Annotated in this window: 17 protein-coding genes; 7 read left to right on the top strand and 10 right to left on the bottom strand. The window is 58.3% G+C overall.

What is annotated here, in order from left to right; all coding sequences use genetic code 11:
- The first annotated feature begins 130 nt into the window (after positions 1-130).
- Positions 131-2,365, top strand: a complete 2,235-nt coding sequence (locus tag PPTH39_RS08170) for a TonB-dependent siderophore receptor (protein ID WP_130871853.1) — start codon at positions 131-133, stop codon at positions 2,363-2,365.
- 413 nt (positions 2,366-2,778) lie between these two features.
- Positions 2,779-3,942 (top strand): type III PLP-dependent enzyme, encoded by a 1,164-nt coding sequence (locus tag PPTH39_RS08165; RefSeq protein WP_130871852.1) that lies wholly within the window; start codon positions 2,779-2,781, stop codon positions 3,940-3,942.
- 37 nt (positions 3,943-3,979) lie between these two features.
- On the opposite strand, the gene PPTH39_RS08160 is transcribed toward PPTH39_RS08165, so the two are convergent.
- From PPTH39_RS08160 to PPTH39_RS08145, 4 genes are all read right to left on the bottom strand, one after another.
- Positions 3,980-4,993, bottom strand: coding sequence for an alpha-xenorhabdolysin family binary toxin subunit B (locus PPTH39_RS08160; RefSeq protein ID WP_130871851.1), 1,014 nt, complete (start codon positions 4,991-4,993; stop codon positions 3,980-3,982).
- Positions 4,994-5,008: 15 nt separating this feature from the next.
- A complete protein-coding gene (locus tag PPTH39_RS08155) occupies positions 5,009-6,274 on the bottom strand; it encodes an alpha-xenorhabdolysin family binary toxin subunit A (RefSeq protein WP_232527624.1) in 1,266 nt (421 codons plus the stop codon).
- 155 nt (positions 6,275-6,429) lie between these two features.
- Positions 6,430-7,191 (bottom strand): tetratricopeptide repeat protein, encoded by a 762-nt coding sequence (locus PPTH39_RS08150; protein ID WP_095024064.1) that lies wholly within the window; start codon positions 7,189-7,191, stop codon positions 6,430-6,432.
- A gap of 3 nt (positions 7,192-7,194) precedes the next feature.
- The gene (locus PPTH39_RS08145; protein WP_095001596.1) at positions 7,195-7,875 is read right to left on the bottom strand and encodes a Fe2+-dependent dioxygenase; all 681 of its coding nucleotides are present in this window, start codon (positions 7,873-7,875) and stop codon (positions 7,195-7,197) included.
- A 218-nt stretch (positions 7,876-8,093) separates the two neighbouring features.
- Between PPTH39_RS08145 and PPTH39_RS08140 the strand changes: the two genes are divergently transcribed.
- Both PPTH39_RS08140 and PPTH39_RS08135 read left to right on the top strand, forming a co-directional pair.
- Positions 8,094-10,406 (top strand): TonB-dependent receptor, encoded by a 2,313-nt coding sequence (locus tag PPTH39_RS08140; RefSeq protein ID WP_130871960.1) that lies wholly within the window; start codon positions 8,094-8,096, stop codon positions 10,404-10,406.
- A 118-nt stretch (positions 10,407-10,524) separates the two neighbouring features.
- Positions 10,525-13,071 carry a PepSY domain-containing protein gene (locus tag PPTH39_RS08135; protein ID WP_130871850.1) on the top strand — a complete coding sequence of 849 codons (2,547 nt, stop codon included), beginning with the start codon at positions 10,525-10,527 and terminating at the stop codon, positions 13,069-13,071.
- A 246-nt stretch (positions 13,072-13,317) separates the two neighbouring features.
- On the opposite strand, the gene PPTH39_RS08130 is transcribed toward PPTH39_RS08135, so the two are convergent.
- The 3 genes from PPTH39_RS08130 to ptsP are packed head-to-tail and all read right to left on the bottom strand — an operon-like array spanning position 13,318 to position 18,868.
- Positions 13,318-15,054, bottom strand: coding sequence for a PTS fructose-like transporter subunit IIB (locus PPTH39_RS08130; protein ID WP_095038603.1), 1,737 nt, complete (start codon positions 15,052-15,054; stop codon positions 13,318-13,320).
- 11 nt (positions 15,055-15,065) lie between these two features.
- Positions 15,066-16,007, bottom strand: coding sequence for a 1-phosphofructokinase (pfkB, locus tag PPTH39_RS08125; protein WP_130871849.1), 942 nt, complete (start codon positions 16,005-16,007; stop codon positions 15,066-15,068).
- Positions 16,007-18,868: a phosphoenolpyruvate--protein phosphotransferase gene (gene ptsP / locus PPTH39_RS08120; protein WP_095026378.1), complete on the bottom strand. Its 2,862-nt coding sequence runs from the start codon at positions 18,866-18,868 to the stop codon at positions 16,007-16,009. The genes pfkB and ptsP overlap by 1 nt, the downstream gene beginning before the upstream one ends.
- A gap of 339 nt (positions 18,869-19,207) precedes the next feature.
- Between ptsP and cra the strand changes: the two genes are divergently transcribed.
- Positions 19,208-20,203 carry a catabolite repressor/activator gene (gene cra, locus PPTH39_RS08115; protein ID WP_130871848.1) on the top strand — a complete coding sequence of 332 codons (996 nt, stop codon included), beginning with the start codon at positions 19,208-19,210 and terminating at the stop codon, positions 20,201-20,203.
- Positions 20,204-20,205: 2 nt separating this feature from the next.
- Positions 20,206-20,988 (top strand): TatD family hydrolase, encoded by a 783-nt coding sequence (locus PPTH39_RS08110; protein ID WP_130871847.1) that lies wholly within the window; start codon positions 20,206-20,208, stop codon positions 20,986-20,988.
- 57 nt (positions 20,989-21,045) lie between these two features.
- On the opposite strand, the gene ampE is transcribed toward PPTH39_RS08110, so the two are convergent.
- The 3 genes from ampE to PPTH39_RS08095 all read right to left on the bottom strand — a co-directional run bounded on the left by ampE (position 21,046) and on the right by PPTH39_RS08095 (position 23,968).
- The gene (gene ampE, locus PPTH39_RS08105; protein WP_095001604.1) at positions 21,046-21,882 is read right to left on the bottom strand and encodes a regulatory signaling modulator protein AmpE; all 837 of its coding nucleotides are present in this window, start codon (positions 21,880-21,882) and stop codon (positions 21,046-21,048) included.
- Positions 21,879-22,442 (bottom strand): 1,6-anhydro-N-acetylmuramyl-L-alanine amidase AmpD, encoded by a 564-nt coding sequence (gene ampD, locus PPTH39_RS08100; protein WP_095001605.1) that lies wholly within the window; start codon positions 22,440-22,442, stop codon positions 21,879-21,881. The genes ampE and ampD overlap by 4 nt, the downstream gene beginning before the upstream one ends.
- An 83-nt stretch (positions 22,443-22,525) precedes the next feature.
- Positions 22,526-23,968: a DUF1631 family protein gene (locus tag PPTH39_RS08095; RefSeq protein WP_370824315.1), complete on the bottom strand. Its 1,443-nt coding sequence runs from the start codon at positions 23,966-23,968 to the stop codon at positions 22,526-22,528.
- 402 nt (positions 23,969-24,370) lie between these two features.
- Between PPTH39_RS08095 and nadC the strand changes: the two genes are divergently transcribed.
- Positions 24,371-25,219: a carboxylating nicotinate-nucleotide diphosphorylase gene (nadC, locus tag PPTH39_RS08090; protein ID WP_095001607.1), complete on the top strand. Its 849-nt coding sequence runs from the start codon at positions 24,371-24,373 to the stop codon at positions 25,217-25,219.
- The last annotated feature ends 79 nt before the right edge of the window (positions 25,220-25,298 follow it).

Raw genomic sequence — 25,298 nt, 5'->3', positions numbered from 1 at the left:
ACCAAACATTATCTGCAAATACGAAGTATTACCAATGACAACGCAGGGCATGATGACGGATCTCTCAGCACGACCTTTGATGCTAACCACCCCGGCTCGCCGAAATGCACCCCGCAACCAGGCCGCCCTCATGGCCGCTATCAGCCTCAGCGCCATGGTCGGCTTGGCCAGCCAACCGGCAATAGCGGGGACGATTGAACTGGACACCCTGAATGTCGAAGGTACCCAGCCATCAGCCGATGAAAACACCGGCCAACTGGGTTACACCGTCAAGAGCACCACCAGTTCCACGGGCATGAAACTCACCCCGCGCCAAACGCCACAATCGGTCACCACCATCACCCAGGAACAAATGGCAGACCGCCAGATCACCAATATCGAGCAAGCGCTGGACAGCGCACCCGGCGTCACCATGAGCAAGTCAGAAGTGGGCGGACGCACCGAGTACCGCGCACGCGGCTATCCGATTACCAACTGGAAAACCGACGGCCTGCAGTTTCAGGGCGGCTCGGACTTCAGTGGCGCAGGCAGCTCGCTGAACATGGATATGTACGAGCGTATCGACATCGTACGCGGCGCCAATGGCCTGCTGGGCGGCACCGGCGACCCATCGGCCACCGTCAACCTGATCCGCAAACGCCCTGGCTACGAGTTCGGCGGCAGTGCATACGCCACCTATGGCAGTTGGGACAAGCGACGCCTGGGCGCTGACCTGAACCTGCCCTTGTCTGAAGATGGCCGATTGCGCTCTCGCCTGGTCATGACGCAAGAGGACGCCAACTCTTTCCGCGATCAACAATCCGAGCGTTCGCGGGCCGCGCTGGCCAATGTCGAGTTTGACCTGACGGATGCCACGACCCTCGGTGCCGGCTATCAATATGAGTACTACAAGATCGTGGGCGGCGGCTGGGGCGCGAACATCCCTATCTGGTACGGCGATGGCAGTAAAACAAGCTTGCCGCGCAGCACCAACGTGGTGCCCAGCTGGAGTTTTGGCGAGTACACCACGCGTACAGCGTTCGGCTCGCTGGAGCATCGCTTTGATAATGACTGGACGCTCAACGTCAAAGCGGCGCAAAGCACCACCGATGCGTTGAATCACCGCGGGCTGGCCAAGGTCAACTCCAAAGGTGGCGGCGCATTCGGCGGTTACTGGAACCAGGATGGTAGCGGGGCCATTCTCAATGGCCTGCACAGCTCCACCGACACGACCCAGCAATCGGCACAAGTCGACGTGACCGGACCTTTCAGCCTGTTCGGACGCACCCACCAGGCCATGTTCGGCTACAACGACAGTCGCACCGTCGCCTGGTCACCTCAATATCGTTGCAATATGGTCAGCGATGACCGCACCAGCCCTAGCGCGCTGGGGTGCCAGTTCCGGGCAAACAACGGTTTCCCGATTACCGACTGGCACAACGGGGTCGATAGCGACTACCGGATCAACGCTTACAAAACCGGCCTGCACAGCAAAACCACCACCCGCCTGCAAGGCATGTATGCGGCCACCCGCCTGAGCATTACCGATCCGTTGTCGGTGATCCTGGGCGCGCGCATCAGCGATTACAGCAGCACCACGGTGTCGACCGCCGGAGTGCGCAGCAATCAGCAACAAAACGGTATCGTCACGCCTTACCTGGGGGCGGTGTATGACCTCAACGACACCTACTCGCTGTACGCCAGCTACACCGATATCTTCAGCCCGCAAAGCGAAGAAAACGCCAGCGGCAACAAGCTCGAGCCGATTCGCGGCCAGAGTTATGAAACCGGTATTAAAGGAGAATGGTTTGACGGTCAGGTCAATGCTCAAGCGGCCTACTTCCTGACCCGCCAGGAAAACAAGGCAGTGACCGATGGCGCCAACCTGACGCCCACCGGAGCCCAGGCCTACACGACCGGCACCGGCGTAGAGACAGAAGGTATCGACCTCGAAGTCTCCGGCGCGTTGACGCCCAACTGGAATGTCTACGGTGGCTACACCTATCTGCACTTTCGTCGCCTTAACGCCGACGGCCAAAGTGACCCGTCGCACCTGTTCAAGGCTTCAACCACCTACCGCCTGTCGGGTGCTCTTGATCGCTTGACCGTGGGTACCGGTGTCACCGCGCAAACCAGCATTCGCGCCACCTCTACTCCGGCAGGCATTCCCACAGACGGTGTGAGCCGCGGCCCCACCGATGTGACCTGGGCAGGTTATGCCATCTGGAGTGCAATGGCCAAATACGACCTCACCGAGGATACGGCCGTTACCCTGAACGCCAACAACCTCTTCGACAAAACCTACTACACCCGCTACGGCTTCTACGCTGGCGCCATATACGGTGATCCGCGCAGCCTGTCCTTGACCCTGAGTACTGCATTTTGAGACCTGGCCTGTTCCTTCCCCCAAGGTAAGCCCTGCTTCAACATGCAACTACCGAAGCCCGCCCAATGGCGGGCTTCGTCTGTTTGGCAACGGCCAAAAAAGCCACCGGGGGAACATCACACCGTCATCAAGGTCGGTTACTTAAATGGCTCACTTTGGCCCCACGACGAAGGCTTATAAAATTGCGACATTTTTTGTTGATCTAAGCGCAGTCACGCCCTAAAGTTCGCGCCGAACATCCATGCTGGAAACGATCCATCCGGCTCAAGTACTGACGACGAGACAGTAAGGTCCATTTACCTTATTTGCTTTCGGCGGACATGCCTTGGGAAGTAGGCGAACCAAAGTGGGGATACGGAGGATGTTCAGCTGCACCCATTTATTGATGACGTTTGCCACAGGAGTTCCCCAGCATGTCGATCCAGGTCGAAGACTATTACGCGCGCGACACCTTCAACAAAATGAAGGCGTTCGCTGACACTCAGGAAACACCGTTCGTGGTGATCGATACCGCCATGATCAGCAAGGCTTACGACGACCTGCGCGCAGGCTTCGAATTCGCCAAGGTGTATTACGCGGTGAAGGCCAACCCGGCCGTCGAAATCATTGATCTGCTGCGCGACAAAGGTTCGAGCTTCGATATCGCGTCGATCTATGAGCTGAATAAAGTCATGGACCGCGGCGTCAGCCCGGACCGCATCAGCTACGGCAACACCATCAAGAAATCCAAAGACATTCGTTATTTCTACGAGAAAGGCGTGCGTCTGTTTTCCACCGACTCCGAAGCCGACTTGCGCAACATTGCCAAGGCCGCGCCGGGCGCCAAGATTTACGTGCGCATCCTTACCGAAGGTTCGACCACCGCTGACTGGCCTCTGTCGCGAAAATTCGGCTGCCAGACCGATATGGCCATGGACCTGCTGATTCTGGCCCGTGACCTGGGTCTGGTGCCTTACGGCATTTCGTTCCACGTAGGTTCGCAGCAACGTGACATTAGCGTGTGGGACGCAGCCATCGCCAAGGTCAAGGTGATCTTCGAGCGTCTGAAAGAAGAAGACGGCATCGTCCTCAAGCTGATCAACATGGGCGGCGGCTTCCCGGCCAACTACATCACCCGTACCAACAGCCTGGAAACCTACGCCGAAGAAATCATTCGTTTCCTGAAAGAAGACTTCGGTGACGACCTGCCAGAAATCATTCTGGAACCGGGCCGTTCGCTGATCGCCAACGCAGGCATCCTGGTCAGTGAAGTGGTTTTGGTCGCACGTAAATCGCGCACCGCCGTCGAGCGTTGGGTGTATACCGATGTGGGCAAATTCTCTGGTCTGATCGAAACCATGGACGAAGCCATCAAGTTCCCGATCTGGACTGAAAAGAAAGGCGAGATGGAAGAAGTGGTCATCGCCGGCCCAACCTGTGACAGCGCCGACATCATGTACGAAAACTACAAATACGGCCTGCCCCTGAACCTGGCCATCGGCGATCGCCTGTACTGGTTGTCGACCGGTGCCTATACCACCAGCTACAGCGCTGTTGAGTTCAATGGCTTCCCGCCGCTGAAATCGTTCTACCTGTAACAACTGGCCCCCCGCGCAAGCGTGCGGGGGGCAGCCCCTATCGGCTGATGTGCCGTAAGAAACGCAGAAAACCCGCCAGCTCTGCCGAGGCTTGCACCATCGAGTGCTCATTTGCATCAATGGCTGCATTGACCCGAGTGGAAAACACGGTCAACCCGTTGGCAATCCGCTTCATGTTGTCGACCCAGTACGCCCGCGCCTCAACCAGCTCTGCGTGACGCCTTATTTTTTCAGCGCGCTCCTTGAGCACGCGCCTGTCTGACTTGTCCCTGGATTTACGCATGCTCAAATCAGCCAGTTTGTCGGTGATTTTGTTGCGTGCTTCAATCAGCGAAAACATCCTGTACCCACTGTCAATAAAACCCAGGTACTGCGTTATACGCTCAATGGCGGCAATCACCACATCCGCCTCGACCTTTCCCACTGCAGCTGTTGTCACAAGTACCTGAATTTGTTCAATACCAGGCAGCAAATCCCTTGCATGATCAAGCCAGGTCCTGGACTGAAGGATCTCCAGAGCCGCGACGACAACCTGTTTGTCCGCACGCAATTGATCTTCTTCCAGTTGCAGCGTAATCGCCTGTTGCTCCAGTTCATCCAGCCTGGCCACGTCATACGCCAGCAGCGGATCGGAATAGTGTTCGAGATTCAGTCCCTCGCCTTCGGCAGTACGCAATGCTATTTGCGCTTTGGCCGCCGCAACAGCACTCACCAGGCGCCGGCTTCGCTGAGTGAAAGTTTCATTCAGAATATGGATTGCAGAGGTGCGAGCCTCTGGCGTTAATGGGCCATGAGTGTGAATGGCTGCCCATTGTTCCGCCAGTTCATCAAAACCCGCACTGTCCACCATTACTTCAAGGCTACGCACCTTGTCGACAATACTGCGCGCACCACGACTCAAGCATCTGGCCGCCAGGCTTAAACGCTCCTGCAACGATGGAATAAAATCGTATTCATGACTGACCGCCACCGCATTAAACTTTTTTAGCCCGCTGAAAACACCTGGCATATCAGGGGTTTCATACTCCACTTCATCGACGTCCGCATTCATATTGTGACTTCCTTTTCAAATACGCTTTTCAATAATCTCATTAAATGCATTGGATATTTGCACACTGTAATCCTTAACACGCTTCCACGGATTCAGCAGCTGTGCAAAATCAACTTTAAGTTTGTATAAGCGAGCAAAAGAATCCACGTACCCCAATTCATGATCAACTTCATCCAGGTAGTTACTGATATAGCTCCATACTTGCGCCAGACGCTTGGCGCCCTCTTCCGCTCCCAGCATGCGACTGCGCAAGTCGGTAAAACGCTGCTGGGTGGCATCCAGCACCATCGCGAGTTGCTCTTGCTCCTGGCTGCCTTGCCTGGCAATGTCACGCTCGGCAATCAGTTTGTTTTTTCGTGTGCGTATTGCTTCGGCCTTTACCCCGAATATCCCGCCTGTGACAGCCAAGCCGATAGGCCCCAGAAAAATCCCTGAGTGCCCGTACAAAACCTGAGACCTGTAATCCCTTATTAATCGCTCGATTTCGCTGTCCAGCTCTTTGATGCGCGCAGTCAGTGTTTCACGGTCCCTGGAAAGGCCCGCTTTGGCATAGGCATCCAGTTTGGCATTGACTTCATGAGTCAACTCATCGGACAGGACGCGCTCAAACTCGGCCGCCAATACCCCCACTGCGTAGGCTCTTTTTATATAGGACTCGGTGCTGCTTTTGATCGACTTTACATGTTCGCGCATGATGGTGACTGCCTTGAGCTCTGTAGAGCTAAGCCCATCAGCCAACTGCGCGGTTTCCGCGGCCGTCAGATCGTCCAGCCCACCAGAGAACAGCCGATCGGAATCCAGCCTGTTTATTAACTCAATGATGCCATTGGCATGGGTAATGAAACTGTCCGAGAACCGGTTCAGTTGGCGAGCAAGTTCCTTTGTTTCCCGCTCGAGCGCCGACCAGCTGCCGGCATGCTGCACGACGCGTTGATGAAAAGACTGAATACTGGCGGGTTCTAGCCCCGGAATACTTGTAGTGTCCAGGCCAAACCAGGCCACAATCTTGTTGTAATCCACGGGTAACTTGCGTGACTCACTCACATAGGCTCGAACACTGTGAATATCACTGCGCCGGATAATAAAACCCAATTCTTCCTTTGAAACAGCGGAATCTTTTTCACCGGCCAGCATTTGAATATAATGCGATGGCAAATAGATAGCCGCTTCCAGAGCGCTCATTTTCTCAAGCGATCTGGCCTCCTCAGCACTGTTGCTGAACGCCTTATTATCAACCTGCATATTAATTCCCTTTAAAAAATGATCCTGTTCGAACAGCATCACTTCTCAAAGAGCATCCATCAATAACAGAACTACCCGAGTACCTGTAAGACCGGGACAAAAATAAAAATTAATAATTACTCGAATAAACAGTTATTGACTAGGACACGCTTGAAAGCCGCGTACGAGCATTACCTTTGACGGTGTAATCACGGTCAGCCGTTGTTGCCCTGCAAGGCATCGATACGCACTTGCCAGGCATCGCTCAGTGCCCGGATACGGGGTTCCCGAGCCTCTAGCAGGGTGCCCAGGGTCACCCGCAAGAAGTTCAGATTGCCGCCGTTCAGGGCACGCTCGAACCAGCGCAACGCGTCATCAATATTGCCGTCTTCGGCCAGTACCGAGGCATGGCTGAACTGGCCACGAAAATCACCGCCGCGTGCCGAGCGCTCGTACCAGAGACAGGCCTCGGCTTTGTCGGCCGGGCAATGCTCACCTTCTTCGAGGTAACGCCCCAGCAGGTTCATCGACTTGGCATGGCCCGCCTGTGCCGCCACCCGGTACAGCTGGTACGCCGCGTTCTGGTCTTGGGTTACGCCGCGACCGGTAGCGAGCAAGTTGGCGTAGTTGTAGAGCGCCCAATCCAGTCCAGCTTCAGCGGCTTGTCGATATTCCAGGCTTGCCAGGGTGCAGTCGACGGGCCCGCCCCAACCATGCTCCCAGCAGCGACCCAGCATGTTGCGGGCCATCAAGTGGCCGGCATTGGCCGCAATCTGAAACCAGCGCTTGGCCAGCACCGGGTCGCGCTCGATGCCCTGGCCGTCGAGCAGGATCTGCCCCAGCAACGCCTGACCATCGACGATGCCCTCTTTGGCCGCCATCAAAATGGCCTGGGCCGCTTTGGCCGGGTTCTCGCTCAACATGGCGCTCAGCTGGTCACCATTGAGTACTTCTTCGCGGCGTAATTGAAAGCTCATGAATTACACCTCGGCCCAGCGACGCAACAGGTTGTGATAAGTGCCGGTGAGCTGGATCAGCGAAGGATGATCAGGAACGTCACGGGTCAGTTGCTGGATCGCGCCGTCCATTTCAAACAGCAACGTGCGCTGACTGTCCTCGCGTACCAGGCTCTGAGTCCAGAAGAACGACGCAAAACGTGCCCCACGGGTAACGGCATTGACCTTGTGCAAACTGGTACCGGGGTACAAGACCATATCGCCAGCAGGCAGTTTGACCTGCTGCACACCATAGGTGTCCTGAATCACCAGTTCGCCGCCGTCGTACTCCTCGGGGTCACTGAAAAACAGGGTCGCCGACAGATCAGTACGCACCCGTTCAGGGCTGCCCTTGGGCTGGCGCACGGCATTGTCGATATGGAAGTCGAAACTGCCGCCCCCGGTGTAGCAGTTCACCAACGGCGGGAAGACCTTGTGTGGCAGGGCCGCCGACATATACAGCGGATTTTTCCACAGCCTGTCTACCATCGCCGCGCCGATCTCCTTGGCGAGGGGATGGTCTTCGGGCAGTTGCAGATTGTGCTTGGCCTTGGCCGATTGAAAGCCGGCGGTGATTTTACCGTCAGCCCATTGCGTCTGCTGCAGTGCCTCACGGATGCGCTGCACCTCTTCACGGGAGAACAAGCCGGGGATATGCAGCAACATGACGCAATACCTGATAGCAAAGGGATGGCAATGGTATTGATTCTTATTGTCTGTGTAAAACTTTGTTAAGAGACCTGTAGACGAACGAGTGTGAAAAAACCGTAAAGGCAATTTGTAAAGAATGTAAATTCAGCGCAAATCGTAATGCCTCGCAATTGATAGTCAGAATTGTTTGCCATATATTTCGCGGCTCAAATTCTGGGGGAAGGGATCTTCAAATGTCGCGCCAACAAATAAAAATACCCGTCAGCTCACCGCGTTTACTGGCTTCGGCCATCGGTGTCGCGATTACCGCGACCTCGGCAGGCCATATGGTTCAGGCTGCCGAGAGCACTGGCAGCAAGGCACAGGGCAGCAGTATTTCCCTTGGCGCGACCACAGTTACCGGTGAACAGACCGAGCAGTCTTATCAAACCGAAAAAGCCAGCTCGTCCAAGTACACCGCCCCCCTGATCGACACCCCTCGCTCGATCACCATCATCCCTCAACAGTTAATCAAAGACACAGCAGCTACCTCGCTACAGGACGCATTACGCACCGTACCGGGCATCACCTTCGGCGCAGGCGAAGGTGGCAACCCACAGGGCGACCGTCCTTTTATCCGTGGTTTTGATGCTCAGGGTGACACCTATCTGGATGGCGTGCGAGACACCGGCGCGCAGAGCCGCGAGATCTTCGCGGTAGAGAACATTGAAGTTGCCAAGGGCCCTAACTCGGCCTTCGGCGGTCGCGGCGCGGCTGGCGGCACCATTAACATGGTCAGCAAAAAAGCCCACTTGGGTAATTCCGTGGACGGCGGATGGACATGGGGCTCGGATCAGACCCAGCGCTACACCCTGGATGGCAACTACCAGTTCAGTGACACTGTTGCGGGTCGTCTGAACCTGATGAGCCACGAAAGCAACGTCGCAGGTCGGGACAACGTCAATTACGACCGATGGGGTATTGCACCTTCCCTGGCTTTTGGCCTGGGCACCGATACCCGCTTCAACGTCGACTACTACCATATGGAAAGCAACGATCTGCCTGACTCAGGTATTCCGTATGGCTACTCGGTGGGTAAAACCCATACCGCAGCAAGCCCGGACAAACCGAACAACGGTGGCGACAGCAGTAACTTCTACGGCCTGACTGACCGTGATTTCCGCAAAACCCGCGCGGATATCACGACCTTTGCGTTTGAGCATGATTTCAATGACAACCTGACCATCAAGAACACCCTTCGTCACGGCAATAGCATGCAGGACTACATCCTGACGCAGCCTGATGACAGTAAGGGGAACGTTAACAACGGCAGCGTATGGCGCAGAGCTAACACTCGCGTGGGCAACACGGCCACCACAACCAACCAAACAGACCTGTTTGGCGATGTCTATATAGCGGGATTCAAAAACAGTTTTTCCACGGGTATCGAACTTAGCCGCGAAACCAGCAAAAGATCGACTTACAACGTGGACACAAACACGAAAGGCTCCACAGCCACAACTTGTGACCAATCAATGATTGGAGCACCAAGCGGTTACAACTGCACCTCGCTCGGCAATCCGACTCCGAATGATCCATGGAGTGGTTCAATCTCTCGTAATTATGACGGCACAAATACTTCAAGTACTACACGTGCAATTTACGCCATGAATACGCTGGAATTGTCACCAGAATGGCTGCTAAACATGGGCCTGCGTTATGACCATTTCGAGACCAAATACAAGACCCACAGCGTAGACTCCAAAACCAAGGCTCCAGTTACTTACAAAGGTTCCGACACGAGCGATTTCTTCTCCGGCCAACTTGGGCTGGTTTGGAAAGTACGCCCTAACGGCAGCATCTATATTTCGTATGCAACGTCGGCGACGCCTCCTGGTTCAATGCTCGGTGAAGGCATGGAAACTAACTCTTTAACAGGTTCACCTGAGCGAAGCGGTGCTTTTGCCAGCAGCGATCTGGAACCAGAAGAAACTACCAACTACGAAATCGGTACCAAGTGGGATGTGCTCAACGACCGCCTGTCCCTGGCAGCTGCAATATTCCGCACAGAGAAAGAAAACACTCGCGTTCAAGTCGACAGCACGTCTTATGAAAACGCCGGTAAAACTCGTGTTGACGGTATCGAGCTCTCTGCAACCGGTAAAATCACAGACAAATGGCAAGTCTTCGCAGGTTACAGCTACCTGGACGGCAAACAGCAGGACGGCGGCCCTCTGAACAAGGCCAACGATGGCAACAAACTGCCTAATACTCCACGAAACAGTGCAAGCCTGTGGACTACCTATGCAATCACGCCAAAACTGACTGTAGGTGGCGGGGCGTTCTACGTGGATGAAGTGTTCGGCAGCGTCGCTAACTCGACCTATGTACCGTCCTATACCCGCTACGACGCAATGGCCAGCTACAAGCTGACTAAAAACGTCGATCTGCAACTGAACGTGCAAAACCTGACCGACAAGACTTATTACGACAAAGCTTTTTCGACTCACTTTGCAAACCAGGCCGCAGGCCGTACTGCCCTGTTGACCACCAGCTTCCACTTCTAACTCGAAGTTGAGCTGAACCAGGCCCCGTCCATTCAATGGTCGGGGCTTTTGTGTGTAAAAAGACGTACACGGCATACTGCGCCGTGATGAATTCAATTGAGCAAGCAAGGCGGTCGTTGTGTTTAAGAAAACACTGTTTCAGCTGCACTGGTTTTTCGGCATAACCGCCGGGCTGGTTCTGGCCCTGATGGGGATAACCGGTGCCACGGTGTCGTTTCAGGACGAGCTGCTGAACTTGCTCAACCCTTCAGTGCTCAAGGTCGAGAAACTCGACAGCGGCGTGCTGCCACCGGCCGAGTTGGTGCGCAGGGTCGAGGCCACCGAGGGCAAGCAAGTCGCCATGCTCTGGGTGGGCGTGGACAGCGGCACCGCTGCACGCATCTTCTTCACCCCGCCACCGGGCGAGCGTCGTGGCCAGTTGCGTTATGTTGACCCCTATACCGGTACCTATCAGGGCGAGGCCAACGGCCAGGGCTTTTTCGACCTGATGCTGCAATTGCACCGTTTCCTGGCCATGGGCCAGAGCGGTCGCCAGATCACCGGCGCCTGCACCCTGATGCTGGTGTTCTTCTGCCTCTCGGGCCTGTACCTGCGCTGGCCGCGCCAGGCGCTTAACTGGCGCACCTGGCTGACCCTGGACTGGGCGAAAAAAGGTCGCAGCTTCAACTGGGACCTGCACGCCGTGGCGGGCACCTGGTGCATGGTCTTTTATCTGCTGGCCGCACTGACCGGCTTGTCGTGGTCCTATGAGTGGTACAACCAGGGCCTGCAAAAACTCCTGTCCGATGCCCCGAGCGGCGAGCAGCGCCAGGGCGGCGGTCGCGGCCCCCGTGGTCAGGGCGGGCCAGCCGGGCCAGCTCCGGTCGCCGATTACGATGCCATTTGGGCCAGCATCCAGAAAACCGCCGGGCCTGAGCTGAGCATGTACAACGTGCGTATGCCGCCAGTGGCCGGCCAGACTGCCACGGTGTTCTACCTGTTGAACACCTCACCCCATGAGCGCGCGTTCAACCAGATTGTGCTCGACCCGGCCACCGGTGCCGTCAAAAAAGTCGATCGTTATGACGACAAGTCCTACAAGGCACAATTGCTGACCAGCATCTACGCGCTGCACACAGGCAGTTACTGGGGCATTACCGGGCGCGTGCTGGTGACCGTAGCCAGCCTGACCATGCCGCTGTTCTTTATTACCGGCTGGTTGCTGTATCTGGACCGTCGACGTAAAAAGCGTCAGATCAAGCAGGCACGCCAGGGTTTTGCCGCTACGAGCAGCGATACGCCGTCCTGGCTGATCGGTTTTGCCAGCCAGAGCGGCTTTGCCGAGCAACTGGCCTGGCAGACCGCCGGGCAATTGCAAGCCGCCGGATTGCCGGTACGGGTGCAGCCCTTGGCCGCCCTGAGCGAAAACGATTTACAACAGGCCAGCAACGCGCTGTTTGTGGTGAGCACCTTTGGCGATGGCGAAGCGCCTGATAGCGCGCGGGGCTTTGAACGCAAGATCCTCGGCCAGCCTCTGGAACTGAACCGCCTCAAGTACTCGGTGCTGGCACTGGGCGATCGTCAGTACCCGCACTTTTGCGGTTTTGCCACGCGGATCCAGCACTGGCTGAGCGAGCGCGGTGCCCAAGCGTTGTTCAGCCCGGTGCAGGTGGACAGCGGCGATGCCGAGGCCCTGCATCAATGGCAACAGCAGCTTAGCCAACTGACCGGAGGCACGCCGAATGCCAACTGGCAGGCGCCTGGTTACAACAACTGGCCCCTGACTGAGCGCAAGCTGCTCAACCCCGGCAGCAGTGGCTCGGGGGTGTACCTGTTGGGGCTCAGCGCGCCTGACACCAACAGCCTGTGGCAGGCCGGTGATCTGGTGGAAGTGATGCCGCGGCAATCGAGCTGGGCGGTTGAGCACTTCATGGAGGGGCTGGGGCTGTCGGCTGACACTCCGGTGCAACTCGATGGCCTGCAGGAAACTTTGGCTCAGGCCCTGGCTGGCCGACAACTGCCGGAAAATCGCGGCCATCTTGTGGGCATGCACGCCCAGGCACTGGTGGACGCACTGATCCCGTTGAACATGCGCGAATACTCCATTGCCTCGATCCCGCAGGACGGTCTGCTGGAGTTGATCGTACGTCAGGAGCGGCATGCTGATGGCAGCCTGGGCATCGGTTCGGGCTGGCTTACCGAACATGCCGCAGTCGGCTCGGCGATCAGCCTGCGCGTGCGCCGCAACAGCGGTTTTCATTTGCCGGCCGAACCGGTGCCAATGATTCTCCTCGGCAATGGTACCGGCCTGGCAGGGCTGCGCAGCTTGCTCAAGGCTCGGATTGCCCAGAGCCAGCAGCGCAACTGGCTGTTCTTTGGCGAGCGTAATGCCGAGCACGACTTCTATTGCCGCGATGAGCTGCAGGGCTGGTTGGCCAGTGGCGATCTGGCGCGGCTGGATCTGGCGTTTTCACGGGATCAGGCGCAGAACGTGTATGTGCAGGACCGCTTGCGCGAGTCTGCCGAGCAGGTACGCCAATGGCTGGACCAAGGCGCGGCGATTTATATCTGTGGCAGTTTGCAGGGAATGGCGGCGGGTGTGGATCAAGCGCTGATCGACATGCTGGGGGCAGAAGCGGTAGAGAAGCTGATCGAGCAAGGGCGTTATCGGCGGGATGTGTACTAGTCGGACAAGCTGCTCAGCTCTTGTGGGAGCGGACTTGCTCGCGATGGCATCGCCACGGTTTGCCTGACAGACCCCAGTATCTGCATCGCAGGCAAGCCAGCTCCCACTGGATTTACGGTGACATTGTGGGAGCGGGCTTGCTCGCGATGGCATCGCCACGGTTTGCCTGACAGACCCCAGTGCCTGCATCGCAGGCGAACCAGCTCCCACTGGATTTGCGGTGACATTGTGGGAGCGGGGATTGATTTATGCTTTGGCCGTCTCCAGCGCCATTTCAACCGGCTCCGGACGCTTGATCACCGCGTACACCACCGCCGTCAGCAAACTACCTGCCACGATCGCCAACAAGTACAGCAGCGCATGGTTGATCGCGTTTGGAATCAGCAATACAAACAAGCCACCGTGCGGTGCCATCAGCTTGCAACCGAAGTACATCGACAATGCCCCCGTCAACGCGCCCCCCACGATGCTCGCCGGAATCACCCGCAGCGGATCCTTGGCAGCAAATGGAATGGCACCTTCGGAAATAAAGCACAGCCCCAGCACCAGTGCAGCCTTGCCCGCCTCACGCTCAGTCTGGGCGAACTTGCGGCGCGCCAGGAACGTGGCAATACCCAAGCCAATCGGCGGCACCATGCCCGCCGCCATCGTTGCCGCCATCGGTGCATAACTTTGCGAAGCCAGCAGCCCCACCGAAAACGCATAGGCCGCCTTGTTGATCGGCCCGCCCAGGTCTACGCACATCATCCCGCCCAGCAATACACCCAGCAGGATGGCGTTGGTGGTGCCCATGCTGTCGAGGAAGTGGGTCAGGCCTTCAAGCATTCCGGCAACCGGCTTGCCCACCACGTAAATCATCACCAGACCGGTAAACAGGCTGGCGAACAACGGGATGATCAAAATCGGTTTCAGCGCCTCAAGGCTCTGCGGCAAGCGCGCATAACGGTTGATCGCCTTGGCACAGTAACCGGCGATGAAACCGGCAATAATCCCACCGATAAAGCCCGCACCCAGGGTACTCGCCAGCAAGCCGCCGATCATCCCCGGCGCCAGGCCCGGGCGGTCGGCAATCGAGTAGGCGATATAACCCGCCAGCAGCGGCACCATCAATTTGAATGCGGCATCGCCACCGATCTGCATCAGCGCCGCCGCCAGCGTGCCGGGCTCTTTATAAGCTTCAATGCCAAATACGAAAGACAGCGCGATCAGCAACCCCCCTGCCACCACCATCGGCAGCATAAAGGACACACCCGTCAGCAGGTGCTTGTAGACCCCGGCCTTCTCCTGCTTGGCAGGCGCCCCGCCCGCAGCGGCGGCACTCTCCTGCTTGCCTTCGCTCAACGCCTTGTTCAGGGTGGCTTCGGCTTGCTTGAGGGCGATGCCTGTGCCGCAACGGTAGATTTTCTTGCCGGCAAAACGCTCGGTGGGCACTTCGATATCCGCCGCCAGCAACACCACATCGGCGTCGCGAATGGCTTCGGCGCTCAACGGGTTGCGCGCGCCTACCGAACCCTGGGTCTCGACTTGCAAGTCGTAGCCCAAACGCTTGGCCGCTTGCTGCAAGGCTTCGGCTGCCATAAAGGTATGGGCCACGCCTGTCGGGCAGGCGGTGATGGCGACGATTTTTGGAGTTTTCTGCGCGTTTTCAACAGCAGCTGTTGGCGCAGGTGCAACGTAGACCTCGGCCTCCTCCACGCCACGCTGCAACACCGCCTCTACATCTTGCAGGGCCTGGGCCGGCGTGCTCTGGAACACACGCTTGCCGATAAAACGCTGCATATCCAGCGGCGTACTGCTGACCAGCAACACCCACTCGGCTTCATCGATGGTCGCCGCCGATAACTGACGTTCAGGGTGCTTGGGGTCGTGGACTTCAACGCTGGTGCTCCAGCCCTGACGCTGAGCCGCCGCATCAAGCAAACGGGCGCACAGCACGCTGGTCACCATGCCGTTGGGGCAGCCCGTCACAATGGCTAATTTCATGTGGATTCCTTTTATTCTTCTGTCAGGGGGCGAACGCGAACGCCGCTTTCGAGCGTCGCCAGGTGCGCTGCATCGCTGATACCAAAACCGATCTGAGTAACGGCCATTGCCGCAATGGCAGTGGCGGTGCGCAGGGTCTGCTCGGGGCTATAGCCGCTGAGCAAACCGTGGACCATACCCGCCAACAGTGAGTCGCCCGCACCCACCGTGCTGGCGACGCTGACCTTGGGCGGCAACGCTTGCAAGGCCGGCCCACGGCTGAACCAGTTCACGCCTTCAGCACCGTGGGAAATCACCACGTGCTCAACGCCCTGTGCCTGCAAAGCGGTTGCGGCTGCAACCTGGGCTGCAAGGTCGCTGATATCGCGGCCCAGCGCATCGCTGAGTTCTTCGGTGTTGGGCTTGATCAACCACGGCCCCGCTGCCAGGCCCTGCTTCAAGGCCTCGCCGCTGGTGTCCAGGACCACTTTCAGGCCCTGAGCCTTCAAGCCCAGCAGCAGATCGTGCAGCCATTGCGGGCTGACGCCTCGGGGCAAACTGCCAGCCACCACGACCGCGTCATGCCCGGGAGCAATGCGCTCAAGGGTATCGAGCAAGGTTTGCTGCGCCTGTGCGCCAACCTGCGGCCCCGGCCCGTTAAGGTCGGTGACGCGGCCATCGTCTTCAGCCAGCTTGATATTGCTGCGGGTTTCGCCCGGCACACGGATAAAGACATCGACAAAACCGCGACGCTTGAACAGGGCATCGAATGCTTGCGCATTATCCTCACCCAAAAAGCCACTTACCGTCAGCGTGTGGCCCAGATCGGCCAGTACTTGCGCCACGTTCAGGCCCTTGCCGGCAGCATGGGTCAGCATCAGCGGGCTACGGTTAACCTCCCCCGGTGCCAGTTGCCCAAGACGCACGGTCAAGTCCAGTGCCGGGTTGAGGGTGACAGTCAGAATACGGGCCATCAGAGCGCCTCCACCAACGCACGAACTTCATCCGGGCTGCCCACGCTCAACGCTTCGGCGGCCAGGGTTTTCAGACGATCCATGCTCAACTCGCGTACCCGCGCCTTGACCTCGGGGATGCTGCGCGCCGAAACGCTCAGCTCATCCACGCCCAGGCCCACCAGCACAGGCACGGCCAGCGGATCAGCCGCCAGCTCGCCACACACGCCCACCCATTTGCCGTGGGCATGAGCCGCACGCACGGTGATATCGATCAGTTGCAATACCGCGGGGTGCAAGCCGTCAGCCTGGGCCGACAGGGTCGGATGGCCACGGTCGATGGCCAGGGTGTATTGGGTCAGGTCGTTGGTGCCGACGCTGAAAAAGTCCACTTCCCTGGCCAGCACGGGCGCCAGCAAGGCAGCCGACGGCACTTCGATCATGATCCCCAATTGCAGGTCAGCCACTGGAATTTCCAGGCGCAAACGCTCGGTCATGTCACGGGCGGCACGCCACTCGGCCACGCTGCCCACCATCGGGAACATGATACGCAGCGGGCGGTTGTCGGCTGAACGTAGCAAGGCGCGCAACTGACTTTCCATGATCTGCGGCCGTTGCAGCGTAAGACGAATGCCACGTACACCCAAAAACGGGTTTTCTTCTTTCTCGATCGGCCAGTACGGCAGCGGTTTGTCACCGCCCACGTCCAGCGTGCGTACCACCAGCGGCCGGCCAGCCAGGCCGTCGAGTACACGACGGTATTCGGCTTCCTGAGTCGCCTCGTCCGGTACTTGCGAATGGGCCATGAAAATCAGTTCGGTGCGCAGCAGGCCAATGCCTTCGGCGCCCTGCTCCACTGCCGTGGCGACGCCCTTGCTCTCACCGATATTGGCAAACACTTCAACCGCATGACCATCCTGGGTCACGGCCAGTTCGTGGCGCTGGGCAGAGGCTGCCAGCAAACGCTGCTCACGGCTGTCGCGCTCCTGGGTGGCACGCTGCAAGGCGTCGGCATCCGGGGAGACGTGCAGGCGACCGCGCTGGCCATCAATCAACAATTCAGTGCCCGGCGCCAGCAGCAGCACCGCTTCGCCCGCGCCAACCAGGGCCGGAATACCGAGCGCGCGGGCGACAATGGCGCTGTGCGCGGTCGCACCGCCGCGGGCGGTTAAAATGCCTGCCACCCGCGCCGGATCAAGGCGAGCCACATCTGAAGGGCCGACCTCATCCATTACCAGCACATAAGGCTGGTCAGGCTCGGCCGGGGTTTCGACGCCACACAGCTGGGCCAGCACGCGACGGCCGATATCCCGCAGGTCCGCTGCCCGCTCGGCCAGCAGCGCATCCTGCAAGGACTCCTGCTGACGCGCAGCGGCCTCGATCACCGACATCCACGCCGCTTCGGCGCTTTCGCCCTGCTTGAGGCGCGAATCCACTTCATCGGTAAGTTCAGGGTCGTCGAGCATTTCCTGGTGGGTAATGAAAATTTCGCGAATGGCCTTGGACTGGCTGCGCGTAATCAGGCCTTCAATGTCCTTGCGCACTTCGCTCAGGGCTTTTTGCAGACGCTCGCGCTCGACCACGGAAGACTCGCCACGCAGCGGGTAATCGAACGTTTGCAGCACCTGTATATGGGCAGGGCCAATGGCAATGCCGGGCGATGCGGCAATCGCCTGCACCAGGCTGCCAGCCGCCGGGGCGGTAAGCACCGTGGCAATTTCGGCGACACCGGGCACGGCTTCAGCCAACGCCGGCAACGGCTCGACTTCCTCGCCCAAACCTGCCTCGACCGCAGCCAGTAGTGCAGGCAATGCATCGTTGGCGATATTCGGCTCGGCGACAAATTCCAGCACCTGACCGCGACGGGCACCCAGGCTCAGCAGCTTGCTCAAGCTCTTGGCAGATACCGCCGAATCCTGGCCATCGACGATCCGGACGCGGATTTCGCCTTCAAAACTTTTCGCCAGTTGCGCCAGCACTTTGGCCGGCCGCGCATGCAGGCCGTGGGCGTTGGCCAAGGGAATACGGGCACTTGGCCAGTCGGCCGGCAGCTCGCCGCCCAATACTTCAAGCACGGCACGGCGGCTGGTGGCACTGCCCAGTTCGTGGCCACGACCGGCAATCAGTAGCGCGCACAAGCGCTCCAGCAAGGCCTGATGCGCTTCGCCAAGGCTGGCCAGGCAGAACAGACCGCTCAGGGGCTGGCCCAGATAGCGCATCGGTTTGTCCGGTGTCACAAACGCCAGCCCCGGACGTTTGACGGTTTGCTCGCTATGCAGCCACCACAGGCCATCGCCCAGCGGCAGCGCATCGACTTGCTGCAGTACGGCAGCAAAGCCATTGCTCACGCAATCAGCCTGACGCAGCAGACGGGCACCACGCCATACCAGTTCCTCAAAGTCATCGGCAGACACACCCAGGCCGATCATCTGTGCATCCAGCGCCAGCTCCTGTGGTGCGCCCTGCAGCAGTTTAAGCAAGGCTTCGGCGGAGCTGGCGCGACGCAGGGCCTCACCCAGATCGGTTTCGCCCAGGGCACGGGTCAGCAGTTGCAGCAAACGTAAATGTTCGTCGGACTTTGCGGCAATACCGATGGCCAGGTACACCATCTGGCCATCACCCCAGTCCACCCCCTCGGGGAACTGCAACAGGCGCACGCCCGTGGTGAACACCAGCTCACGTGTTTCGGGCGTGCCGTGGGGGATGGCAATGCCCTGACCCAGAAAGGTCGAACCCTGAGCCTCACGCGCTTGCAAGCCACTCAGATAGCCTTCGGCTACCAAGCCATCGGCGACCAGTTTATCGGCAAGCAATTGCAGCGCCGCAGACTTGTCCACAGCCGTCTGGCCCATGGATATCTGCTCTATGGTGAGCTCGAGCATGCGTTCTCCTTTCCGGTACTCAATGGCAACCGGTATTGTTTTGAATTAAGTCAGCTTAGGTCGCTCTTCCCGTGCTGCGTCAGTTGATGCGTGGCAAGCACACCACTGCCGGGTTCGAGGCCTTTAAATGCGCAGGCTGAAACGTTTAATCAAGAATACCCGGCACGTTACTGCATAATTGCCCGCGCTTGAAGTCCAACTTGTCGTATTGCCTGGCGGCAGCGGGTAGATGTCGCAAATAAATACTGCGCCCCCATGACAGACGATGGTCGGCTGCCTTTATCGGTTAGGATTGTTCACAATGTCGACATGTACTACAAAAAATAAGGAATTTTCGGCGTGAAACTCAGTGATATCGCTCAATTGGCAGGTGTTTCCGTAACGACTGCCAGCTATGTCATCAATGGAAAAGCCGAACAGCAGCGCATCAGCAGCAGCACGGTCGAGCGCGTACGTGCGGTGGTCGAGGAGCACGGCTTTACTCCCAACCCGCAGGCAGCCGGGCTGCGCAGCCGACACACGCGCACCTTGGGGTTCATCCTGCCGGACCTCGAAAACCCGAGTTATGCGCGCCTGGCCAAGCAGCTCGAACAAGGCGCCCGTGCTCGCGGCTATCAGTTGCTGATCGCCAGCTCCGACGATGCACCGGACAGTGAGCGCCAATTGCTCAAGCTGTTTCGTGCCCGTCGCTGCGATGCCCTGTTCGTAGCCAGCTGCTTGCCCGAAGAAGATGACAGCTACCGCCAGTTGCAGGACCTGGGCATGCCCATCATCGCCATCGACCGGACCCTGGAGCCGGAGCGCTTCTGCTCGGTAATCAGTGATGATTGCGAAGCCAGCCTGCAATTGACCCGCAGTCTGTTGCAGCCTTTGCCGCGCCAGATTGTGTTGATCGGTGCACGCCCCGAACTGAGCGTCAGCCAGGCCCGTGAAGCGGGTTTCAAGCAAGCGGTCGAAGGGTTCAAGGGCGAGGTCCTGATCGAACACGGCAGTGCGTTCAGCCGTGAATGTGGACGGCGGATCATTGATGATTTGCTGGCACGCCAGGGCCACTTCCCCGAAGCGCTGATCACCACTTCATATGTGCTGTTGCAAGGGATGTTCGACGCGTTGCTGGAGCACCCGACCCAGCGCCCGCCATTGCGCCTTGCCACGTTTGGTGACACCCAGTTGCTGGACTTCCTGCCGCTGCCAGTCAATGCTATGGGCCAACAACACAAGCTGATTGCCGAAACAGCCCTGAACCTGGCCCTGGCGGCGATTGAAGAGCAAAACTACGTACCCGGCATCCATGCCATTGCCCGTAACTTCAAACAACGTATCCATCAGGCCTGAGCATGCAGCTGATCGACACCCACACTCACCTCGACTTCTCTGAGTTCGACGCCGACCGCCCACAGATACTGGCGGGCAGTCGGGCACTGGGGGTTGAGAGCATGGTGGTTCTGGGGGTTTATCAGAGTAATTGGCAGAGCGTGTGGGACTTGATCCAAACCGACAGCCAACTGTATGCCGCGTTTGGCCTGCACCCGGTGTACATCAATGAGCATCGCCCCGAGCATATGATTGAACTGGGGCAATGGCTGAGCCGCCTGGCAGGGCATCCTCAGGTGTGTGCTGTGGGCGAGATCGGCCTGGACTACTTTCTGCCCGAGCTGGACCGCCAGATCCAGCAACAGTTGTTTGAAGCCCAATTGCAATTGGCCGCCGACTTTAATCTGCCCGCCCTGCTTCATGTTCGGCGCAGCCATGCGCAGGTAATCGCCACCCTCAAGCGTTTCAAGCTTCAGCGTGGCGGGATTGTTCATGCCTTTTCAGGCAGTCGTGAAGAAGCCCGTGAATATATAAAACTGGGATTCAAGCTGGGCCTGGGGGGGGCTGCCACCTGGCCACAAGCCTTGCGCTTGCGCAAAGTGCTACCTGATCTGCCGCTGGACGCCATCGTGCTGGAAACCGATGCCCCCGGCATGGCCCCGGCCATGTACCCCAACCAGCGCAACAGCCCGCAGTACCTGCCTGATATTTGCCGGGCGCTGGCCGAGATAATGGGCATCAGCCCCGAGCAATTGGCAAAGGCGACAACAGCCAATGCCTGCGAAGTCTTTGGCTGGAAGCGCTGACTTATACCCCTGTAGCAGCTGCCGAAGGAGCGAGGCTGCTACAGATCTTGTGTAATCTCAGAGCAACAACGCCCACACCGCGAAGCACGCATACCACAACACCGCCGCCCGCAGCAGCAAGGCCCACAGGGTGTCGAGGCTGCTCACGCCCTCAGGCCCGGCCTGTGGCGCAGGGATTTCAGCAGCTGCGCAGCCGGCTTTGTTGATCAGCTGCGCAGCACTGATGTCCCAGCTCAGCAACTCATGCAACATCACCCGGCTAACCGCTGCAAAATTACCCACCAGGGCAAAACTCGCGGCCAGCAACCGCACCGGCAACCAGTCAAAAGCATGGCGCAATTGCCCGGCACGCTCCACCAGCGCCGGGTTTTGGCTGTGCTCCTGCGCCAGGGCCAGCAGGCGATAGCTCAGGATCACCACCGGCCCCAGCAGGAAGTACCAGAAAATAACCGCAAAGAAGCTCTGGTAGGCCTGCCATAACAAATGCCCCTGCACCCTCTCCAGCAATTGCTCACCGCTGTCCGCATTTATGCTCAGGTCACGCTCGGCAACATGGGCGGCGGCCTGCAAATCACCACGACGCCAGGCATCACGAAACGGCCCGAGCCCCCCCAGCAAGTCTCCACGCCCAAGGCTGTAGATCACCACCAATAAATGTATCGGCAGTGCCAACAGGCCATAAGCCACCGGATGCAGTACCACCAGCAGCAAGCCCAGCACCGCCGCAGGCAAGGCAATCAGGATAAACAACACCCACCATGGCTTGTTGCCAAGCCTTGGGCTGGTTTCAAGTTTGTGCAACTCGCGCAACCAGCCGCCATCACGCTGCAGACGCTGACGCAGCCCCGAGAATTTCTCGACCACAATCGCCAGCAGTAACACCACAAAACTCATTGTTTATCTCCTGTGTGTTGCAACGCGCTGCGAAAACGCGTCCAGTCAAAAGCCGGTCCCGGGTCCGTCTTGCGTCCCGGCGCCACGTCGCTATGGCCGCAAATCCTGTGCCGGGTAATGGCAGGAAACTGCATCTGCAATTGTCGGGTCAAGGTTGTCAGAGCCTGATACTGGGCATCCGTAAAAGGCAGCTCATCGGTGCCCTCAAGTTCAATGCCCAGAGAAAAATCATTGCAGGTCTCACGTCCTTCGAAGCTCGAAACGCCAGCATGCCATGCGCGATCAAAACAGGAGACAAACTGGGTAACAGTGCCGTCACGCTCGATCAGAAAATGTGCGCTCACGCGCAGGGCACTTATACCTTCAAAGTAAGGATGTTCTGTGACGTCCAGTCGATTCTGGAAGAATTCCTGGACCTTACCGGTGGCGAACTGCCCCGGCGGCAAGCTGATGTTATGAATGATCAGCAGGGAGATTTCATCACCCGGGCGCGCATTGAAGTTGGGTGACGGGCAATGGCGCACGCCTTGAAACCAGCCGCTCGCGGGGTCCATCTGCATACAGGCTCCTTTAACAGGCAAAACCAAAGGCCCAGTATGCCGCGATGCGCGCATCGATGGGGAGCAATCTGCGCTATACGCGATTACTCGCCGCCAGCCTGACGCAAACTGTCTATCACCGACTCCAGAGCCCGATCGATCAACAGTCGGTCATCGACCAGCAGGATACTGCCATTGCGCAGGTGCACGATTAAATCGTTGCGGCTTTTTTCCAGCACCTTGGCCCCGATACGGTTTACAAAGATATGCGTACCGTCCGGCTCAAGAATCGTAATCAGCTTGCAACGCAGGCGGGTGGTCTCATCTTCTTGCAGTTCGATCCAGGCCCCAACCCGCAACTGACTGACCAACAACAACCCCAACTGAGCTTGCTCATCGAGAACCGGTGAAGGCCATGAGCGCACCGGGTTGCGCTGCACCGCAGGGCGGCAGCGCACCTGTTCGGCATCCCGGGTGCGCTGCTCAAGCAGCTCGGTGCGGCTGCGCTCGCCGCGGGTAAACATCGAAAAATCATGCAGCAACGACTCAAGCAGCGCCGGATTATTGCCCGCGTACCGGGCCAATTGCAGCACCACGTGCTCGACCTTGCGGTACAGCGGATCGTTGCAACTATTGGCACCGGCGTCCCAGCCAATGGCTGCATCGGCCATGACATTGAGCAGACGCCGGGCCGGATGGCTGTCACAGCTGAAGAAGTTCTGATCACGCCGGGCGATCTGGAGCATGGGTTCACGCAACAAGCCCAGCAGTTTTTTCAAAGGCTGCGAAAGGTTGCGATCATCGCTGATGTAGTCGAACAAAAGCCCGATCAGGTTACTCGCATCCTCACCCGCCCCTGGCAATTCCTGGGCATGGATATCGGCTTTGGCGGCGCAGCACGACTCCCTGTCCGACAGATCTGGCAGCACTCCGGTGGCAATCAACAGCTGGTTGGCGTCGGCGTACAGCTGCCCGGTCTGACTGAGCAGGTACTTGTCGAACAGGCGCAGCATGATCAGCTTGACCTTGATGTCCATGCCCTGGTCACGTTCGGCCTGCAAAAAATATTCGCACAGCATCGCCGGCCCCAGCGGGTTGTTCTGTTCATCCAGTGGCATGCAGCTCAGGGTGTTGAGGCGTGTGCTCAACTGACACAAAGCCAGCTGGTTGCGGCTCAGGACCTTCGTCACCATTGCATTGGTTACCTGAGCGCGCTCAATGTTATCGGCCATCAGCGAGAACACCGCATGCCCTGCGGGAACGACCTGCAGGGCTGGCTCACTGACATCAGGCAGGGTCAGACGGATAAAGGCATCGAACAGACGCTCAAGAAAACCGCGTTCAATGCTTTTTCGTTTGAGCCGCACATCGCGCATGGCCTCAAAGAACAGGCTCTGATCGGTATCGCTCTGCGCCTTGTCGGCCATTTCAAACAGGGTCTGGTCGGCATTTTCGAACAGCACCTGCAGTTCGTTGCGCAACTGCTGCGCAGCCTTGTCATGCACCTGCAGCAGGATCACAGGCAGGCGGGTAAGCGGCGAGTGCATCGCCAACTCCTTAGTGGTCCTGCTCCCAGGCCCCACTTTCCCGTCATTTTGCATCCTGGCCTCCCGGAAGGATTTCTTCGTTTGCCAGTGAACGCGCGTGGTCAGAGCCATTTTTGCCGCTCACTAACAGAAACCGGCGAGTGCATTGGGCACTGGCCGGTGAATCGGAATTTAGGGCAATGGCAGCACGTCAAAGCTATGGCGCCAATAGCAAGGCGGATTATCTTGTAAAAGATGGCGCTTGTACCAGCGGACTCTTCATTTGAGTGATTGCAGGTGCAAATTAATGTTCAAAGTGCCGAAAACAGCACATTGCAGGTATTTGCATGTGACTCTTCGCACACCTTGGGTTCACCGGTGGCATGCCCCTATAATCGGCGCACTTTGTTTGTGGAGCTCGTTATGCCGAATTTACGCCTGGCCGACCTCACTGCCGAAATAGAAGCCAACGTGCGCCGTGCGTTAGCCGAAGATATTGGCAGCGGCGATATCACCGCACGGCTGATCCCGGCCGAGCGCCTGGCCAAAGCCACGATCATTACCCGTGAAGCAGCAGTGATCAGCGGCACAGCCTGGGTCGACACTGTGTTCCGCCAGCTTGATCCTCGGGTTGCCGTGCATTGGCAGGTGGCCGATGGCGATCGCGTGAGCCCCGACCAGGTACTGTTTCATCTTGAAGGCCCGGCCCGCTCGCTGCTCAGCGGTGAACGTAGCGCGCTGAACTTTCTGCAAATGCTGTCAGGCGTCGCCACCCATGCCCAGCACCTCGCTGATCAGGTGGCCGATACGCGGGTCAAGCTGCTGGACACACGCAAGACCCTGCCGGGTTTGCGTATGGCGCAGAAATACGCGGTGACCTGTGGTGGCTGCCACAATCACCGTATTGGTCTGTACGACGCCTTTTTGATCAAGGAAAACCATATCGCTGCCTGCGGCGGTATCGCGCAAGCCATCAGTGCCGCGCACAAGATTGCCCCTGGCAAGCCGGTTGAAATCGAAGTGGAAAGCCTGCAAGAACTGAATGAAGCGCTGGCGGCAGGTGCGGATATCATCATGCTCGACGAACTGAGCATGGATGACATGCGCGAAGCGGTACGCCTGAACGCGGGCAAGGCCATGCTGGAAGCCAGCGGCGGTATCAACGAGTCGACCTTGCGTCCGATCGCCGAAACCGGCGTGGACTACATCTCGATTGGCGCCATGACCAAGGATGTGAAGGCGGTGGATCTGTCGATGCGGTTGAGCCTGTAAGCCCTGCACACCTTTGCTGTGGGAGCGGGCTTGCTCGCGATGGCCTCACTGGGGTTCGCCAGATACACCGCGGTGCCCG

Source organism: Pseudomonas bubulae, assembly GCF_900618535.1.
Classification (GTDB): Bacteria; Pseudomonadota; Gammaproteobacteria; order Pseudomonadales; family Pseudomonadaceae; genus Aquipseudomonas; species Aquipseudomonas bubulae.
This window is presented reverse-complemented; position numbering and strand designations above follow the sequence as displayed.

Excerpts from the sequence above, each read along its gene's own strand:
- nadC (WP_095001607.1), top strand. The coding sequence starts at position 24,371 with ATGCCGAATTTACGCCTGGCCGACCTCACTGCCGAAATAGAAGCCAAC.
- PPTH39_RS08165 (WP_130871852.1), top strand. The coding sequence starts at position 2,779 with ATGTCGATCCAGGTCGAAGACTATTACGCGCGCGACACCTTCAACAAA.
- pfkB (WP_130871849.1), bottom strand. The coding sequence starts at position 16,007 with ATGGCCCGTATTCTGACTGTCACCCTCAACCCGGCACTGGACTTGACC.
- PPTH39_RS08150 (WP_095024064.1), bottom strand. The coding sequence starts at position 7,191 with ATGAGCTTTCAATTACGCCGCGAAGAAGTACTCAATGGTGACCAGCTG.
- PPTH39_RS08110 (WP_130871847.1), top strand. The coding sequence starts at position 20,206 with ATGCAGCTGATCGACACCCACACTCACCTCGACTTCTCTGAGTTCGAC.
- PPTH39_RS08130 (WP_095038603.1), bottom strand. The coding sequence starts at position 15,054 with ATGAAATTAGCCATTGTGACGGGCTGCCCCAACGGCATGGTGACCAGC.
- ampD (WP_095001605.1), bottom strand. The coding sequence starts at position 22,442 with ATGCAGATGGACCCCGCGAGCGGCTGGTTTCAAGGCGTGCGCCATTGC.
- PPTH39_RS08145 (WP_095001596.1), bottom strand. The coding sequence starts at position 7,875 with ATGTTGCTGCATATCCCCGGCTTGTTCTCCCGTGAAGAGGTGCAGCGC.
- ampE (WP_095001604.1), bottom strand. The coding sequence starts at position 21,882 with ATGAGTTTTGTGGTGTTACTGCTGGCGATTGTGGTCGAGAAATTCTCG.
- PPTH39_RS08160 (WP_130871851.1), bottom strand. The coding sequence starts at position 4,993 with ATGAATGCGGACGTCGATGAAGTGGAGTATGAAACCCCTGATATGCCA.
- PPTH39_RS08155 (WP_232527624.1), bottom strand. The coding sequence starts at position 6,274 with ATGCTGTTCGAACAGGATCATTTTTTAAAGGGAATTAATATGCAGGTT.
- PPTH39_RS08140 (WP_130871960.1), top strand. The coding sequence starts at position 8,094 with ATGTCGCGCCAACAAATAAAAATACCCGTCAGCTCACCGCGTTTACTG.
- ptsP (WP_095026378.1), bottom strand. The coding sequence starts at position 18,868 with ATGCTCGAGCTCACCATAGAGCAGATATCCATGGGCCAGACGGCTGTG.
- PPTH39_RS08095 (WP_370824315.1), bottom strand. The coding sequence starts at position 23,968 with ATGCACTCGCCGCTTACCCGCCTGCCTGTGATCCTGCTGCAGGTGCAT.
- PPTH39_RS08170 (WP_130871853.1), top strand. The coding sequence starts at position 131 with ATGGCCGCTATCAGCCTCAGCGCCATGGTCGGCTTGGCCAGCCAACCG.